We start from the raw sequence: 14,945 nt of genomic DNA, 5'->3' as shown, positions 1-14,945 counted from the left end.
CCGCCGTGCCGGGCCAGGGCCTCGACGTCCCGCGCCCGCTGCCGGGCCGGTCCGTGAAACGAGGGTTCGGCCGACGCGCCGGCTTCCGGCCCCCACGCCGCACCCCCTCGCCGACAGGAGGAAACGCCGGTGCAACCGGGTATCCCAGACGAAGAACAGGCCAGGACCATGACGCTGGAGGCCTTCGCGGACACGATCGTCCCCGGTGAGAAGCGCTCACCCGGCGACGAGGCGGTCGCGGGGGCGGCGGCGGGCGGGGGCGCGGTCGCCGCGGGCGCCGTCGAACTGCTCGAAACCCCCGCGGCCGGGCTGGCGCCCGCGCTCGGTGACCTCGCCCGGCTGCTCAACGAGCACGCGCGGGCCTACGCGGACCAGAACGGGATCGACCTGACCGCGGCGCTGCCGCCGTTCGTGGCCCTGCCGTTCCCGCATCGGACCGCCCTGGTCGGGATACTGACCTCCCCCGGTCACCCGGAGCGGGAGGTGTGGGTCAGCGTCGCGCTGTTCAGCAACATGGCCTTCGACACCGCGGCCCACATGCACACCCTCGACGCCCTGGCCGCCGGTCACCCGGGGCTGACGGCGATGGGCTTCTCCGGGCCGCAGGAGGACGGCCTGTGGCGCTTCCCCGTCTACTCCTACGGCCGCGAACTGGCCCGCCTCCACCCGGCGACGACCTCAACGGGGAGCCCCGCATGACCGTGACCGAGACGACGGACGTCCTCGTGGTCGGCAGCGGCTTCGGCGGCGCGATCACGGCCTACCACCTCGCGGCGGGCGGCGCGCGGGTCGTGGTGCTCGAACGCGGTCCCTGGCTGCAGGGCGAGGACTTCGACCACGACTTCAAACTCGGGTCGAGCTACACGCGGATCTTCGACTTCGTGGTCGGCGACGGCATGAGCCTGCTCGGCGGCAACTGCGTCGGCGGCGGCAGCGTCGTGTACTTCGCCGCCATGCCCCGCGCCCCCCGCTTCGTCTTCGACCGCAGGGGGGCCATCGGCCGCAGGATGTGGCCCAAGGCCGTCACCCGCGACACCCTGGAGCCCTGGTACGACCGGGTGGCCGAGGCACTGCCCGTGACCAGGCAGGACTGGGACGCGGTCACCTACTCAGGCGGCCTGTTCGCGGCGGCGTGCGCGCACGCGGGGCGCACGGCCAACCCGGTGCCGGTCGCCATCGACGGCGAGAGGTGCACCAACTGCAACTGGATGATGGCCGGGTGCCGCTTCGACGCCAAACGGTCACTGCTGTTCAACTACCTGCCCGCCGCGGTGGCGCACGGCGCCCAGGTACGGCCCATGCACGAGGTGCAGCGCCTGACCAGGAACGACGACGGCGGCTACCGGGTGCACTACGACATCGTCGACGACGAGGACTACCGGGTGCACACCGGGAGCGGGACGATCGACGCCAAGATCGTGATCCTGGCCGCGGGCGCCGGGGCGACCCCGGTGATCCTGCAGCGCTCCGCGCCGGACCTGGGGGCCATGCCGTACGCGGTCGGCAGGTACTTCTCCGGCAACGGCGAGCGGCTCAACACCGCGATCCTCAACGAGGACAGGGTCCGTGACCTGCTCGGGCTGTCCCGCGGAGACGGCCCGGCCTACGCGGCCTCCCAGATCGGCAAGGGGCCGTGCGTGGCGAGCTGGGACCGCCTGGACGGCACGCTGCCTGAGTACTCCCGCTACTCGCTGGAGCAGCTCTACTTCCCGCCCGGCTTCGGCACCATCCTCGCCCAGGTGCCCGACGCCACCGGCCCGACCTGGTTCGGCGCGGAGAAGAAGGAGATCGTACGGCGCTGGCAGTCGTGGCTGACCGTCTTCACGATGAGCGAGGACGACAACGAGGGCGTCTTCGGACCGCCTCCGCCGACGGGCAACGCCGTACGGATCTCACAGCAGATGCTCGGGCGCGGCCCCATCCAGTACCGCCCGACCGCCAACACGCTGCGCGGCTGGGAACTGGCCGACGCCGAGGTCCGCGACATCCTGGAGCGCGACGGGCTGTCCAGGGTGATGCCGTGGACCAACGACGTGGTCGGCGCCTACACCGTGCACCCGCTGGCCTCCTGCCGCATCGGCGACGACCCCAGCACCTCGGCGCTCGACGACCGCCACGAACTGCGCGGGCACCCGGGCATCTTCGTCACCGACGGCTCGGCCGTGCCGGGGGCGCTGACGGTCAACCCGGCGATGACCATCGCGGCGCTGGCCGAACGCGCCGTCCCGGGCATCGTGCGGGCCGCCAGGCAGCGCGGCGTCGAGGTCACCTACGGCGCCCCCTCCCCGGACGGCGCCACGAGCGGCAGGCGCGCCGCGCTGCCGTTCGTGGCCGGCCTGACGCACAAGTAGCCCCCCGGGCGCGGGCGGGTGAGCCCGCGCCCGGCCGACCTCAGGGAGCGCGCGATGGAAACGACACTCCTGCGGCGGGTCCTCAGGAAACCGCTGCGCGGCTCGCTCCGCCAGGTCAGGCACGTCCGCCCGGTGCCGCCCGCGCGGGCGCGGGGCCTGGTCGCCGAGGTGTACACGCGCTCGGAACGGGAGTTCGGCATGCTGGCGCCGCCGGTCGCCCTGCACTCGCCCGCCCCGGAGATCCTGGCCGCCTGCTGGATGATGCTGAGGGAGACGCTGCTGACCGGCGGCGGACCGGGCCGGGCGGTCAGGGAGGCGGTCGCGACCGGCGTCTCGCTGGGCAACGCCTGCCCCTACTGCGCAGACGTGCACGGCGCCGCCCTGGGCGGCCTGGTCCCCCCGGAGGGTGGCGCGCGGCGTGACCTCGCGCCGGTCGAGGAGTGGGCCAGGGCGAGCGGGACGCGCGGGCGGGCGACGCCGTTCCCCGGGGAACAGGCCGCCGAGCCCGTCGGGGTCCTCGTCGGAGTCGCGGTCACCTTCCACTACCTCAACCGCATGGTCAACGTGTTCCTCGACGAGACGCCGCTGCCGCCGCGGACACCGGGGATGGCACGCGGCGCCCTCATGCGGACGCTGGGCCGGCTCATGCGGCCGACCGGTGGGGGCGTCGAGCCGGGCGGCTCGCTCGACCTGCTGCCCATGGCCCCGCTGCCCGGCGACCTGTCCTGGGCGGCGGGCGCGCCGGGCGTCGCGGGCGCCTTCGCCCGCGCGGCCTCGGCGATCGAGGCGGCGGGCCGCCGTTCGGTGCCGGGCCCCGTCCGTGACCTGCTGGCGGCCAGGCTGGCGGCCTGGGACGGCGGCCACCCCGGGCTCGGCGGGGCGTGGGCGGAGGAGGCGGTCGCGGACCTGGCCGCCGAGGACCGCCCCGCCGGGCGGCTGGCCCTGCTGACGGCCTTCGCCTCCTACCGGGTCGGCGAGGCCGACGTGGACGCCTTCAGGGAGAGCCGCGGGACGGGAGACCGGGAGCTGGTCGAACTGACCGCGTGGGCGAGCATGGCCGCGGCCAGGACGGTGGGCGGCTGGACGCGCGGGGAAAGTCCGTGAATCCCTTTCCCCGGCCGGTGGAAAACGCCCGGCCGCGGCACGGGAAACGCGCCGCGGCTGGACATTCGAGAAAGCTTTCCTTTTCCGGGGGCCCTCAGGCGCGCGCCGTCGCGCAGCCACACGCCATGGCCGACCGCTCGGATTCGTTCGGACGGCGGTGCAGGACCATCGCGACCACCATCGGGGCGAAGACGACGGCGTTGTAGAACAGGTGCAGCTCGACCCGGGGAAAGAAGACCTGCAGGACGCTCGTGGGGACCGGCCTGCCCATCAGGTGGTTGCCGGTCATCGCCTGCAGGAGCAGCAGCAGGTGCTCGAAGTGGTGCCAGACCTGGATGCCGAGTGAGATGTTCCACCAGGTGCGGGAACGGCCGGTGAACCCCTTCCTGAGCATGACGAGACCGATGAGCATGAACAACGCGTAGCCGTAGTGCATCCACTCGGAGGTCACCAGCCACGGGAACGGCAGCCCGAGCACGCCGCGCGCCTGCGGGACCGGCCAGCCGAGGACGTAGATCTGCACGGCCTGCGCCACGTGCTCTGCCCAGTGGGCGACGACGAGCACGAGGAAGACGTTCAGCCAGGTCCTGTGCCGGGGTCCGTTGACAATTGCCATTCTTCCAGGAAAGCGACCCGCCGAAGCCGCCTCAGAAGCCATGCGGAAACCTCCGCTCTCGCGCCGAACAATTTCTCTGACGTTGCGACGACAACGTCGTCAACCGTAGCGGTGCCGAATCGGCCGCTTCTTCTCCTGGATTGCCGAATTCGCCTTACGCGGACGATAACGCCGGTCCGCTGAAAGCACAATGGGAGAAGACAATGGGATCTTCACTCGTGCACGCTTGCTGCGAAACGCCCAGTGATTCCGCCATGAGCGAGGTATTTCTGATGCTGGTGAGCGTGACAGGCGGCACCGGATTCGTCGGGGCCCATTCGGTCGCGGCGTTCCTGCGGGCGGGGCACCGGGTCCGCCTGCTCGTCCGCGAACCGTCCGGGGTCGCCCGCGCCCTGGCCCCTCTCCTGCCCGGCCCGGCGCCGGGCGGGAGCGCCGACGAGGACACCTTCGCGGACACCTTCGGGGACACCTTTGGGGACGTCGTCGAGGTGGTGACCGGAGACGTCACCGACGGCGAGGCGGTCGGCCGGGCGGTGCGGGGGGCGGACGCCGTGCTGCACGCGGCGGCGGTCTACACCTTCGACAGCAGGCGGCGCGCGAGTGTGCGGCGGACCAACGAGCGGGGCGCCGAGGTCGTGCTCGGGGCCGCGCGCGCGGCGGGAGCCGACCCGATCATCCACGTCTCCAGCGTCGCGGCGTTGTTCCCCGCCCCCGGCCGGGTCGTCCGCGAGGACACCCCCGTCGGCAGGCCCCGCGAGCCGTACATGGCGAGCAAGGCGGCGGCCGAGGCCGTGGCCCGGGGCCACCAGCGGGAGGGCGCCCCGGTGGTGATCACCTACCCGCCGGCCCTGCTCGGCCCGCACGACCCCAGGCTCGGCGACCAGACCGCCAGGCTCCGTGACGTCCTGCGGGGCCTGATGCCGGTCTGGCCGCTCGGCGGGCTGCCCCTCGGCGACGTGCGGGACACCGCCGCGCTGCACGCCGAACTGCTCACGCCGTACGGCGGCGGCCCGGCCAGGCACTTCGGGCCCGGCCACTACCTGACGACCCGGCGCTATGTGGAGGTGCTGCGCGAGGTGACCGGACGCCGCCTGCCGACGCTCTTCCTGCCCGCCCGCGCCATGCTCCCGGCCGGGCTGCTGGCCGACCTCGCGCAGCGGGTGTGCCCCTGGCACATCCCGGCGCAGTACGGCGCCGTCTACGTGTGCGCCTGCGCGACACGGGTGGCGAAGGGGGCGAGCACCGGCGGCGTCGTCCCGCGTCCCGTCGCCGAGACGGTCGGCGAGACCGTGCGCTGGCTGCACGCCAACGGGTCGCTGTCGGACCGGCAGGCGGGCACGGCGCGCGGGGACCTGACGCCGGTGAGGGCGTCGTGACCCCGGCAGGCAGGCGGACCGGCCTGCGGGACGACGTCAAAGATGTGCCCGCCCCCTCCGGCGCGGGAGGGGAGGACGGGCCCGGCGAGCCGCCACGCTCGATGGACCTGCTGCGTGAGCGGCACGACAGGCTGCGCGGCCGGATCGCCGCGGGCTCCCGGGCCGCGGTCGAGCGGCAGCGGTCGCTGGGCAAACGGACGGCGCGGGAGCGGCTCGACCTGCTGCTCGACGAGGGCTCCTTCACCGAGATCGACATGTACCGCCGCCACCAGGCGAACGACCTGGGGATGGGTGAGCGGCGCCCGCACACCGACGGGGTGGTCGCCGGCTCGGGCACGGTGGACGGGCGCCGGGTCTTCGTCTACGCCCAGGACTTCACGATCTTCGGCGGCTCGCTGGGCCACGCGCACGCGGCGAAGATCCACAAGGTGATGGACCTGGCGATCGCCACCGGAGCGCCCCTCATCGGGCTCAACGACAGCGGCGGCGCCCGTATCCAGGAGGGGGTGATGTCCCTGGACGGCTACGGCGGCATCTTCCGCCGCAACGTCCAGGCCTCCGGAGTGATCCCGCAGATCAGCGTGATCCTCGGCCCCTGCGCCGGGGGAGCGGCCTACTCCCCGGCCCTGGCCGACTTCACCTTCATGGTCCGCGAGACCGCGCGGATGTACCTGACCGGCCCCGACGTCGTCGAGGCGGTCAGCGGCAGGCGGGTCACCCACGACGAACTGGGCGGCGCCGAGGTGCACGGCGGTCGCTCCGGGGTGGCCACCTTCGTGCACGACGACGAGGAGAGCGCGCTTGAGGACGTGCGCTACCTGCTGTCCCTGCTGCCGAGCAACAACCTGGAGCCGCCGCCCGCCGGGCCGCCGCGCCAGGCCACGACCGACCACCGGCCCGGGTTCGCCGAGATCGTGCCCGTCGAGCCGAACAGGCCGTACGACATCCGCTCGGTCGTCGCCGAACTGGTCGACGACGGCGAGTTCCTCGAACTGCAGGAGGGCTGGGCGCCGAACGTGGTGTGCGCGCTGGCCCGCGTCGACGGCGAGGTGGTCGGCCTGGTCGGCAACCAGCCCATGGTGCTCGCGGGGGTCCTGGACGTCGCGGCGTCACAGAAGGCGGCGAGGTTCGTCCGCTTCTGCGATGCCTTCGGCATCCCGCTGGTGACACTGGTCGACGTCCCCGGCTTCCTGCCCGGCCCCGACCAGGAGCACGCGGGCATCATCAGGCACGGCGCCAAACTGCTGTACGCCTACTGCGAGGCCACCGTGCCCCGCGTCCAGGTCATCCTGCGCAAGGCGTACGGCGGCGCCTACATCGTGATGGACTCCCGCTCCATCGGCTGCGACCTCTCCCTGGCCTGGCCGACGAACGAGATCGCCGTGATGGGCGCGCAGGGAGCGGTCAACGTCATCTTCCGCAAGGAGCTGGCCGCCGCGGCCGACCCGGCCGAACTGGCCGCCGAACTCGTCGCCGAGTACTCCGAGCGGCTCATGCACCCGCACTACGCCGCGGAACGGGGGCTGGTCGACGACGTGATCGACCCGGCGGAGACACGCGCCGCGGTCGCGCGCGCCCTGGCCATGCTGCGCAACAAGCGCCAGACGCCGCCGCAGCGCAAACACGGCAACATCCCCCTCTAGGTTCCGTTCCGCGGAGCCTCACGCCCGCCGCGGTCACGCAGGCGGTGCCTCGCGGAACAGGCCCTGACCTCCGGTCTCCTCGACCTCGGCCCGCATCCGGTCCCTGGACAGGGCGACCGATCTCCTCGCGCTGTCCAGGTCGTCCCCCGAGCTGACCATCAGGGCGGTGAGCTGGGCCTCGAAGCAGCGCTCGGCGTCGTAGGGGGCGATGAGGTAGCCGCCGAGCTCCAGGGTGACCAGCCCGTGGATCGCGCTCCACATCTGGTGGGCGACGAGTTCGGCGTCCTCCGCCCTGAACCGGCCCGTCTCGAAGCAGCGGGTGGCGCACTTGACGACGTTGCCCAGCGTGTAGCGCCCGTGCTGGCGGTCCTCCTCCGTCAGGGAGAAGCCGGCCAGCGACGCCCCGCCGAACATCACCGCGTACAGATGCGGGTTGGCCAGCGCGTTGTGGCGGTAGGCCCTGCCGAGCAGCGCCATGTCGGCCACCGGGTCACCGGTCTGGCGCACGTGGGTGAGATGGCGCTGCAGCCGGGCGAACCCCTCGTGCACGATCTCCCGCACCAGCCCGCTCATGCCCCCGAAGTGGGTGTAGACCGCCATCGTCGAGCTGTCGGCCTCGGTGGCGAGCCGCCGGGTCGACAGGGCCTGCGGTCCCTCCTCGGCGAGCAGCCGGGCGGCGATGTCGACCAGTGCGGGACGTGTCCTGGGGTCTGCTCGGCGGGGACTCATGTTGACAAGTATTACATAACGCCGATATGTTTCTAAGCACAACACCGTTATGGTATTGCTGACCCCGCCCGGAGGAGGCGCCTCATGGCCGCCCCAGCTCGCGCGTCCGGCCAGGCCCCCGCCTGGGTGCCGTCACCGTTGCGGCTCCCCGTCGAGGGAGCCCTTCCCGAGGGGCTCGACGGGTGCTTCCTCCAAGCCTTCCCGCATCCCCTCGGCGACGGCAGGACCCTCCTGTCCGGCGTCGGCCTGCGCGGGGGAGAGGCCTTCCGGCACCGCGCCCGCACGACCGTCCCCCCGGCGAGCCCCTTCGGGCCGGTGCCCGCCCTGGCCCCCGCCGTACGGCCCGCGAACCCCGGCGGCCGGGTCCCCGGGCCCCTCTCGCTCGCCAGGCCCGTCCGCGACCCCGCCACCGGCCGGTGGCACGCCGTCGCCTCCTACCCCGGGCTGGGACACGCCGAGCACCTGGTCGCCGACTCCGGCGGCGCCGTCCGCCACGCCCGGCCCTTCGCCCTCGACGGCGCGCCCCTCATGAGCGCCGCCGCCCTCACCGGGCACCACGTCGTCGTGTTCGACCCGCCGGTCCTCCACGACCGCGCCGCCGCCCTGGCCGGGACCCGCCCGCCGTACTCCTGGCGGCCGGGCGCGAGGGCGCGCGTCGGCCTGCTGCCCCGCGAGGGGGCGCCGGAGCCGCGCTGGTTCGAGATCGGCCCCTGCCACGTCTCCCGGGCGGTGAACGCCTACGAGGAGGACGGGAAGGTCGTGGTCGACGCCGTGCGCCACCCCCGGGCCTATGACGGGGCTCCCGGCCCGCAGGGGTCGCCGCGGCTGTGGCGCTGGACACTCGACCCGGTCACCGGCGCCGTCGGGGAACGGGAGCTGGCACCGGGGGCGGAGACGGCCCTGGCCGACGAACGGGCGACGGGTCGCGCGCACCGCCACGTGTTCGGCTCCCGTGACCCGCGGGAGGGCGCCGCGCTCGTCCGGTACGACCTGACGACCGGCGGCCTCCGGGAACACCGGCTCGGCGCGGGGAAGCGCGCCGGGGACCCCGTGTTCGTGCCCCGGGGGCCCGCTGAGGGCGACGGCTGGCTCCTCGTCTTCGTCCGGGACGACGCCAGGCGAGAGGGCGGGTTGCTGGTGCTCGACGCGCTCGACCTGGCGGCCGGGCCGTACGCCGTCGTCCACGTCCCCTGCCCGCCGCCCGCCTACGGCCGCGCCGCCTGGCTGCCCGCCTGACCCCGGCGGAGAGCCGCACCGGAGAGCACCGGAGAGCGCCGGAGAGCGCCGGAGAGCATCGCAATCCGGGAGATGCGCTGTACAGCGGGCGGATGTGACGCTGACTGCGTGACCGGACGCGACGGCGGCCGTCCACGGCGGGGGTGACGGCCCCGGCCGCCGGCGCCCGCCCGTGCCCGTCGTGCCCGCGAATCCGCCCCGCCCCCGGCCCCCGGCTCCCGCCCGCGCGGGCGGCCCGCACGGCGGGCTCAGGCGGAACGAACGGATTGGAGTACGCGATGGCTTCCCCTTCCACCCAGGGTTCCGTCCAGGGACGCTTCGCCGCCCAGGCGGCGCTGACCCCGGACGCGACGGCCGTCTCCTTCGGCGACCTCCGCCTGACCTACCGGGAGCTGGACGAACGGGCCAACCGGCTCGCGCACCTGCTGCTCGGACGGGGAGCCCGTCCGGAGAGGCCGGTCGCGGTGCTGATGGAGCGTTCGGCCGACATGGTCGCCGCCATCCTGGCGGTGCTCAAGACCGGGGCGTTCTACCTGCCGCTGCACACCTCCCACCCGCCGGAGCGCATCCAGTGGATCATGGACCACGCGGGCGCGCCGATCCTGCTCGCCGACGCGACGACCCTCGGGCGCGGCCTGCCGGAGGGCGGCCCGCTCGTCGTCGTCGACGGAGGCCGTGAGTCGGCGGGGGAGTCCCCGGCCGACCCGGGCGTGGACTCCCACCCGGACCAGCTCGCCTACCAGATGTACACCTCGGGCTCGACGGGAGAGCCGAAGGGCGTCGGCGTCACCCACCGGGGCGTCCTCGGGCTGGCCTTCGACTCCTGCTGGGAGGGCGGGCGGCACGAACGGGTGCTGATGGTCGCGCCGCACGCCTTCAGCGTCTCCACCTACGAGCTGTGGGTGCCGCTGCTGAACGGCGGCCGGATCGTCGTCGCGCCCCCCGGCGTCCTCGGCGTGGCCACCCTGGGCAGGCTCGTGACCGAGGAGGCGATCACCGGTCTGCACCTGACGGCCGGGCTGTTCCGGGTGCTCGCCGAGGAGGCGCCCAAGTGCCTGGCCGGGGTGCGCGAGGTGCTGACCGGCGGGGACGTGATCGCGCCCGAGGCCGTACGGCGGGTGCTCGACGCCTGCCCGGACACGGTGGTCAGGGCCATGTACGGCGCCACGGAGACGGCCCTGTTCGTCACCCACGGCCCGATGACCGCCCCCTACACCGAGGAGGGCGCCGTACCGGTCGGCGGCCCGCTCGACGACGTACGGCTGCGCGTCCTCGACGAGACCCTCACCCCCGTCCCGCCCGGCACGGTCGGCGAGCTGTACGTGGGCGGCACCCGCCTGGCGCGCGGCTACGCGGGCCGGGCCGACCTGACCGCGCAGAGCTTCGTCGCCGACCCGTTCGCGGGACCCGGCGAGCGGATGTACCGCACCGGCGACCTGGTACGGCTGACCGCCAAGGGACAGCTCGACTTCGTCGGCCGCGCGGGCGACCAGGTGAAGATCCGGGGCTTCCGGGTCGAACCCGCCGAGATCGAGGCGGTCCTGGCGAGACACCCCGGGCTCGCCCACGTCGCGGTCGTCGCCAGACGGGCCGAGGACGGAGAGAGAAGACTGGCCGCCTACGTCGTGCCCGGACCCGGTGGCGCCGACGTGGAGGCGTTGCGCGCCCACGCGGCGCGGGCGCTGCCGGACTACATGGTGCCCGCCGCGTTCGTCGTGCTCGACACCCTGCCGCTGACCCCCAACGGGAAACTGGACCGCGCGGCGTTGCCCGAGCCCGACTTCACGGGCCTGCCCGCCTACCGAGCCCCGAGCGGCCGGCTTGAGGAGACCCTGTGCGCCCTGTTCGCCGAGGTGCTCGGCGTGACGCGGGTCGGCGTCGACGACAGCTTCTTCGACCTCGACGGCCAGTCACTGCTGGCGATGCGGCTCATCAGCCGCATCCACGCGGAACTGGGCGAGGACCTGCCGATCAGCGCCCTGTTCGACACCCCGACGGTCGCGGGCCTGGCGGCGCGGTTCGGTGGCGCCTGACGGCTTGTCAGCTCTTCGAGCCCTCGCGTCCGAAGCCCGGTAACGGAGAAGGAGAACGAGATGGCCAACCCCTTCGAGAACCCGGACGGAACCTTCCTCGTGCTGGTCAACGAACAGGGTCAGCACTCCCTGTGGCCCGTCTTCGCCGCCGTGCCCGCGGGATGGGCCGTCACCCACGGCCCCGCGGGGCGTGAGGACTGCCTCGGCCACGTCAGGCGGCACTGGACCGACACCCGGCCCCGTGGCCTCGCCGCCCACCTGGACACCCCGCGCTGAACGCCCGGGCCGGGGCCGTACGCCGCGATCCGCCCGGGTCCCTCACCGGCCGTTCGCGGGTTCCGCGGACACGCGGGGGCCCGCACCCACGGACACCACCGGCAACCGGCCGCGCGCCGGTTCCCGACCACCGCAACGCACGAGGAGTGGCACGTGACCATCGACGCCGCGCGCGGTACGCCCCCGGGGACCGTCACAGCGCCCCCGCCGCCCCCGCCGCCCCCGCAGGAACCCGTCCGGCTGCTCACCCCGGACGGCAGGCGGGTCGAGCACCCGGACTACGACGCCGTCTTCACCGCGCGGGAGGTCAGGAGCCTCTACCGGGACCTGGTGATCGTCAGGAGACTCGACGAGGAGGCCCTGGCCCTGGCCAGGCAGGGAGAGCTGGCCGTCTGGCCCTCGCTGCGCGGCCAGGAGGCGGCGCAGGTCGGCTCGGCCCGCGCCCTGCATCCCGGGGACATGGCCTTCCCCAGCTACCGCGAGCACGGCGTCGCCTGGTGCAGGGGCGTCGACCCGGTGCGGGAACTCGGCTCCTTCCGGGGGATCAACCACGCCGGGTGGGACCCCAGGGAGCACAACCTGCACCTGCCGACGATCGTCATCGGCAGCCAGGTCCTGCACGCGACCGGCTACGCCATGGGCGTCCAGCGCGACGGCGCGGAGGACGCGGTGATCGCCTACTTCGGTGACGGCGCGACCAGCGAGGGCGACGTCAACGAGGCGTTCGCCTGGGCGGCCGTGCAGAACGCGCCGATCGTGTTCTTCTGCCAGAACAACCAGTGGGCGATCTCCGAACCCACCGAGCGGCAGTCACGCGTCCCGCTGCACCGGCGCGCGGACGGCTTCGGCTTCCCCGGCGTCAGGGTGGACGGCAACGACGTGCTGGCCTGCCTGGCGGTGACCGCGAGGGCGCTGGACAACGCGCGCAGCGGGCAGGGGCCGACGCTGGTCGAGGCGTTCACCTACCGGATGGGGGCCCACACGACGACGGACGACCCCGGCCGCTACCGCCCGCGCGCCGAGACCGAGGCCTGGCTGCTCAAGGACCCCGTCGAACGGGTCAGGACCTACCTGCTGTCCTGCGGCGCCGCGGACGAGGCCTTCCTCGCCGAGGTCGAGGCGGAGGCGGAACGGATCGGGGCGGACCTGCGCACCCGGTGCCGGGAACTGCCCGATCCGGACCTCGACGAGCTGTGGGACAACGTCTACGCGGCCGAGCACCCGCTGGTCGAGGACGAGCGCGCCGCCTTCGCCGCCTACCTCGCCTCCTTCGAGGACACGCCGCGATGAGGGAGACACGCGAAGGGAGGCACGACGGTGGGCGTTGAGACCCTGTCTTTGTCCCGGGCGATGAACGAGGGCCTGCGCAAGGCCATGGAACGCGACCCCAGGGTCCTCGTCATGGGGGAGGACGTCGGCAGGCTCGGCGGTGTCTTCCGGGTGACCGACGGCCTGCAGAAGGACTTCGGCGAGAGCAGGGTCATCGACACGCCCCTGGCCGAGTCGGGCATCGTCGGCACGGCCATCGGGCTCGCGCTGCGCGGCTACCGCCCGGTGTGCGAGATCCAGTTCGACGGGTTCGTGTTCCCCGCCTTCAACCAGATCACCACCCAGCTCGCCAAGATGCGGTTGCGTTCCCTCGGCACACTCGAACTTCCCGTCGTCGTCCGGATCCCGTTCGGCGGCGGCATCGGCGCCGCCGAACACCACAGCGAGTCCCCCGAGGCGTACTTCACCCACACCGGCGGCCTGCGCGTGGTCGCCTGCTCCAACCCCTCCGACGCCTACACGATGATCCAGCAGGCCATCTCCTGCCCCGACCCGGTGATCCTGTTCGAGCCGAAACGGCGCTACTGGGACAAGGCGCCGGTCGAGCTCGACCCGTCGGGAGCGGTGCCCCTCGGCCGGGCCGTGGTCGCCCGCCCGGGGCGGGACGTGACGCTGCTGGCCTACGGCCCGGCCGTACGGACCTGTCTCGAAGCCGCCCAGGCCGACGAGAGCCGCTCCGTCGAGGTCGTCGACGTCCGCTCGCTCAGTCCCCTGGACGAGGCGACGGTGCTGTCCTCGGTGCGCAGGACCGGCCGGTGCGTCGTCGTGCACGAGGCCCCGGTGTTCAGCGGGTACGGCGCGGAGCTGGCGGCGAGGATCACCGAACGGTGCTTCTACGACCTGCGGGCCCCGGTGCTGCGGGTCGGCGGCTTCTCCACGCCCTACCCGCCCTCGCGCCTCGAACGGCACTACCTTCCCGACCTCGACCGCGTCCTCGACGCCGTCGACCGGACCATGGCCTGGTGAGCATGAGCGAGCTGAGACGGTTCGCGCTCCCCGACGTCGGTGAGGGGCTCGTCGAGGCGGAGATCGTCAGGTGGCACGTGCGCCCCGGCGAGCCCGTGCGGGTCAACCAGGTCGTCCTTGAGATCGAGACGGCCAAGGCCGTCGTCGAGCTGCCCTGCCCCTTCGCGGGCGTCGTGGGGGAACTCCTCGTCGAGGAGGGTACGACGGTCGAGGTCGGCACACCGCTCATCACCGTGGCCGTCGGCGGGGACGCCCCCCGGGTGGCCCCGCCCGTCGCCTCTCGGGAGCAGGAGCGGGTTCCCGTGCTCGTCGGGTACGGGGCCATGCCGGGCGCGACGAGCCGCAGGCCGCGCAGGCGGACCGCCCCTGAAAGGCCCGGAAGATCCGAAAGGCCCGGAGGGAGCGGAGACGGTGGCGCGGGCGAGCCGACCGTCCGCAGACTGGCCAAGGACCTCGGCGTCGACCTGGCCGCCCTCGCCAGGACCGGCCCGGGAGGATCGGTCACCCACGAGGACGTCCGGCGGGCGGCGGCCGTACCGGACCCGGAGCCCGGCGGCGGGCAGGAGCGGATCCCGGTCAGGGGGGTGCGCAGGCGCACGGCGGAGGCGATGGTGCGCTCGGCGTTCACCGCCCCGCACGTGACCACCTGGCTGCAGGTCGACGTCACCGCGATGACGGAGCTGGTCACGAGGCTGCGCGGGCTGGCCGACTTCGCCGGGACCAGGGTCTCGCCGCTGCTGCCCGTCGCCAGGGCGCTGGTGATCGCGGTCAGGCGCAACCCGATGATCAACTCCTCGTGGGACGAGGCCGCCCAGGAGATCGTGCTCTGGCGGCGGGTGAACCTCGGCGTCGCCGTCGCCACGGAACGCGGGCTGATCGTCCCCAACGTCAAGGGAGCCGACGACCTGTCGCTGCCCGCCCTGGCCCGCGCCCTGACGGAGCTGACCGAGACCGCGCGGGCGGGCGGGACCACCCCCGGGGACCTGTCGGGGGGAACCGTCACGATCACCAACACGGGCGTCTTCGGGGTGGACGCCGGAACCCCGATCCTGCCGCCGGGTGAGTCGGCGATCCTCGCGCTCGGCCAGATCAGGGACATGCCCTGGGTGCACGAGGGACGGGTCACGGTCCGCAGGGTCGCCACGCTGGCGCTGTCGTTCGACCACCGGATCGTGGACGGCGAACTGGGCGCCACGGTGCTCCGCGAGATCGGCGCCATGCTGGAGGATCCGCTCCTGATGCTCGCCTGGTCCTGACCGGCCCCGGCACGAGGACGCCGCCCGGCC

Annotated in this window: 13 protein-coding genes; 11 read left to right on the top strand and 2 right to left on the bottom strand. The window is 73.6% G+C overall.

All coding sequences use genetic code 11. The annotated features are described in order from the left end of the window. Positions 1-129 precede the first annotated feature (129 nt). The 3 genes from ABZ470_RS35605 to ABZ470_RS35595 are packed head-to-tail and all read left to right on the top strand — an operon-like array spanning position 130 to position 3,455. Positions 130-699 (top strand): DUF5987 family protein, encoded by a 570-nt coding sequence (locus ABZ470_RS35605; protein WP_352012640.1) that lies wholly within the window; start codon positions 130-132, stop codon positions 697-699. Further along, entirely contained in the window at positions 696-2,351 is a 1,656-nt protein-coding gene (locus tag ABZ470_RS35600) for a GMC family oxidoreductase (protein WP_362916991.1), read from the top strand. The genes ABZ470_RS35605 and ABZ470_RS35600 overlap by 4 nt, the downstream gene beginning before the upstream one ends. 54 nt (positions 2,352-2,405) lie before the next feature. After that, complete coding sequence (locus tag ABZ470_RS35595; protein ID WP_362916989.1) at positions 2,406-3,455, top strand: carboxymuconolactone decarboxylase family protein; 1,050 nt, start codon at positions 2,406-2,408, stop codon at positions 3,453-3,455. 94 nt (positions 3,456-3,549) lie between these two features. Here the strand turns inward: ABZ470_RS35595 and ABZ470_RS35590 are convergent, their stop codons facing one another. Next, positions 3,550-4,071, bottom strand: a complete 522-nt coding sequence (locus ABZ470_RS35590; RefSeq protein WP_362916987.1) for a hypothetical protein — start codon at positions 4,069-4,071, stop codon at positions 3,550-3,552. Between the two features lie 254 nt (positions 4,072-4,325). On the opposite strand from ABZ470_RS35590, the gene ABZ470_RS35585 reads away from it, so the two are divergent. Next, positions 4,326-5,447: an NAD-dependent epimerase/dehydratase family protein gene (locus ABZ470_RS35585; protein ID WP_362916985.1), complete on the top strand. Its 1,122-nt coding sequence runs from the start codon at positions 4,326-4,328 to the stop codon at positions 5,445-5,447. Between the two features lie 101 nt (positions 5,448-5,548). Continuing rightward, positions 5,549-7,090 carry an acyl-CoA carboxylase subunit beta gene (locus ABZ470_RS35580; RefSeq protein WP_362917096.1) on the top strand — a complete coding sequence of 514 codons (1,542 nt, stop codon included), beginning with the start codon at positions 5,549-5,551 and terminating at the stop codon, positions 7,088-7,090. Positions 7,091-7,123: 33 nt separating this feature from the next. Here the strand turns inward: ABZ470_RS35580 and ABZ470_RS35575 are convergent, their stop codons facing one another. Next, entirely contained in the window at positions 7,124-7,819 is a 696-nt protein-coding gene (locus ABZ470_RS35575) for a TetR/AcrR family transcriptional regulator (RefSeq protein WP_362916983.1), read from the bottom strand. Between the two features lie 84 nt (positions 7,820-7,903). On the opposite strand from ABZ470_RS35575, the gene ABZ470_RS35570 reads away from it, so the two are divergent. From ABZ470_RS35570 to ABZ470_RS35545, 6 genes are all read left to right on the top strand, one after another. After that, on the top strand, positions 7,904-9,055 hold the full coding sequence (locus ABZ470_RS35570; RefSeq protein WP_362916981.1) for a carotenoid oxygenase family protein: 1,152 nt from the start codon (positions 7,904-7,906) through the stop codon (positions 9,053-9,055). Between the two features lie 278 nt (positions 9,056-9,333). After that, complete coding sequence (locus ABZ470_RS35565) at positions 9,334-11,088, top strand: non-ribosomal peptide synthetase (RefSeq protein ID WP_362916979.1); 1,755 nt, start codon at positions 9,334-9,336, stop codon at positions 11,086-11,088. A 60-nt stretch (positions 11,089-11,148) separates the two neighbouring features. Next, complete coding sequence (locus ABZ470_RS35560; protein WP_362916977.1) at positions 11,149-11,364, top strand: MbtH family protein; 216 nt, start codon at positions 11,149-11,151, stop codon at positions 11,362-11,364. Between the two features lie 240 nt (positions 11,365-11,604). Then, on the top strand, positions 11,605-12,654 hold the full coding sequence (gene pdhA, locus ABZ470_RS35555) for a pyruvate dehydrogenase (acetyl-transferring) E1 component subunit alpha (RefSeq protein WP_362917094.1): 1,050 nt from the start codon (positions 11,605-11,607) through the stop codon (positions 12,652-12,654). A gap of 27 nt (positions 12,655-12,681) precedes the next feature. Then, positions 12,682-13,659, top strand: coding sequence for an alpha-ketoacid dehydrogenase subunit beta (locus ABZ470_RS35550; RefSeq protein ID WP_362916975.1), 978 nt, complete (start codon positions 12,682-12,684; stop codon positions 13,657-13,659). Then, the gene (locus ABZ470_RS35545; protein ID WP_362916973.1) at positions 13,656-14,915 is read left to right on the top strand and encodes a dihydrolipoamide acetyltransferase family protein; all 1,260 of its coding nucleotides are present in this window, start codon (positions 13,656-13,658) and stop codon (positions 14,913-14,915) included. The genes ABZ470_RS35550 and ABZ470_RS35545 overlap by 4 nt, the downstream gene beginning before the upstream one ends. Positions 14,916-14,945: the final 30 nt, after the last annotated feature.

The sequence above is a fragment of the Streptosporangium sp. NPDC020072 genome (assembly GCF_040631445.1).
Taxonomy (GTDB): domain Bacteria; phylum Actinomycetota; class Actinomycetes; order Streptosporangiales; family Streptosporangiaceae; genus Streptosporangium.
This window is presented reverse-complemented; position numbering and strand designations above follow the sequence as displayed.

Excerpts from the sequence above, each read along its gene's own strand:
- ABZ470_RS35560 (WP_362916977.1), top strand. The coding sequence starts at position 11,149 with ATGGCCAACCCCTTCGAGAACCCGGACGGAACCTTCCTCGTGCTGGTC.
- ABZ470_RS35580 (WP_362917096.1), top strand. The coding sequence starts at position 5,549 with ATGGACCTGCTGCGTGAGCGGCACGACAGGCTGCGCGGCCGGATCGCC.
- ABZ470_RS35565 (WP_362916979.1), top strand. The coding sequence starts at position 9,334 with ATGGCTTCCCCTTCCACCCAGGGTTCCGTCCAGGGACGCTTCGCCGCC.
- ABZ470_RS35590 (WP_362916987.1), bottom strand. The coding sequence starts at position 4,071 with ATGGCAATTGTCAACGGACCCCGGCACAGGACCTGGCTGAACGTCTTC.
- ABZ470_RS35575 (WP_362916983.1), bottom strand. The coding sequence starts at position 7,819 with ATGAGTCCCCGCCGAGCAGACCCCAGGACACGTCCCGCACTGGTCGAC.
- ABZ470_RS35570 (WP_362916981.1), top strand. The coding sequence starts at position 7,904 with ATGGCCGCCCCAGCTCGCGCGTCCGGCCAGGCCCCCGCCTGGGTGCCG.
- ABZ470_RS35600 (WP_362916991.1), top strand. The coding sequence starts at position 696 with ATGACCGTGACCGAGACGACGGACGTCCTCGTGGTCGGCAGCGGCTTC.
- ABZ470_RS35595 (WP_362916989.1), top strand. The coding sequence starts at position 2,406 with ATGGAAACGACACTCCTGCGGCGGGTCCTCAGGAAACCGCTGCGCGGC.
- ABZ470_RS35585 (WP_362916985.1), top strand. The coding sequence starts at position 4,326 with ATGAGCGAGGTATTTCTGATGCTGGTGAGCGTGACAGGCGGCACCGGA.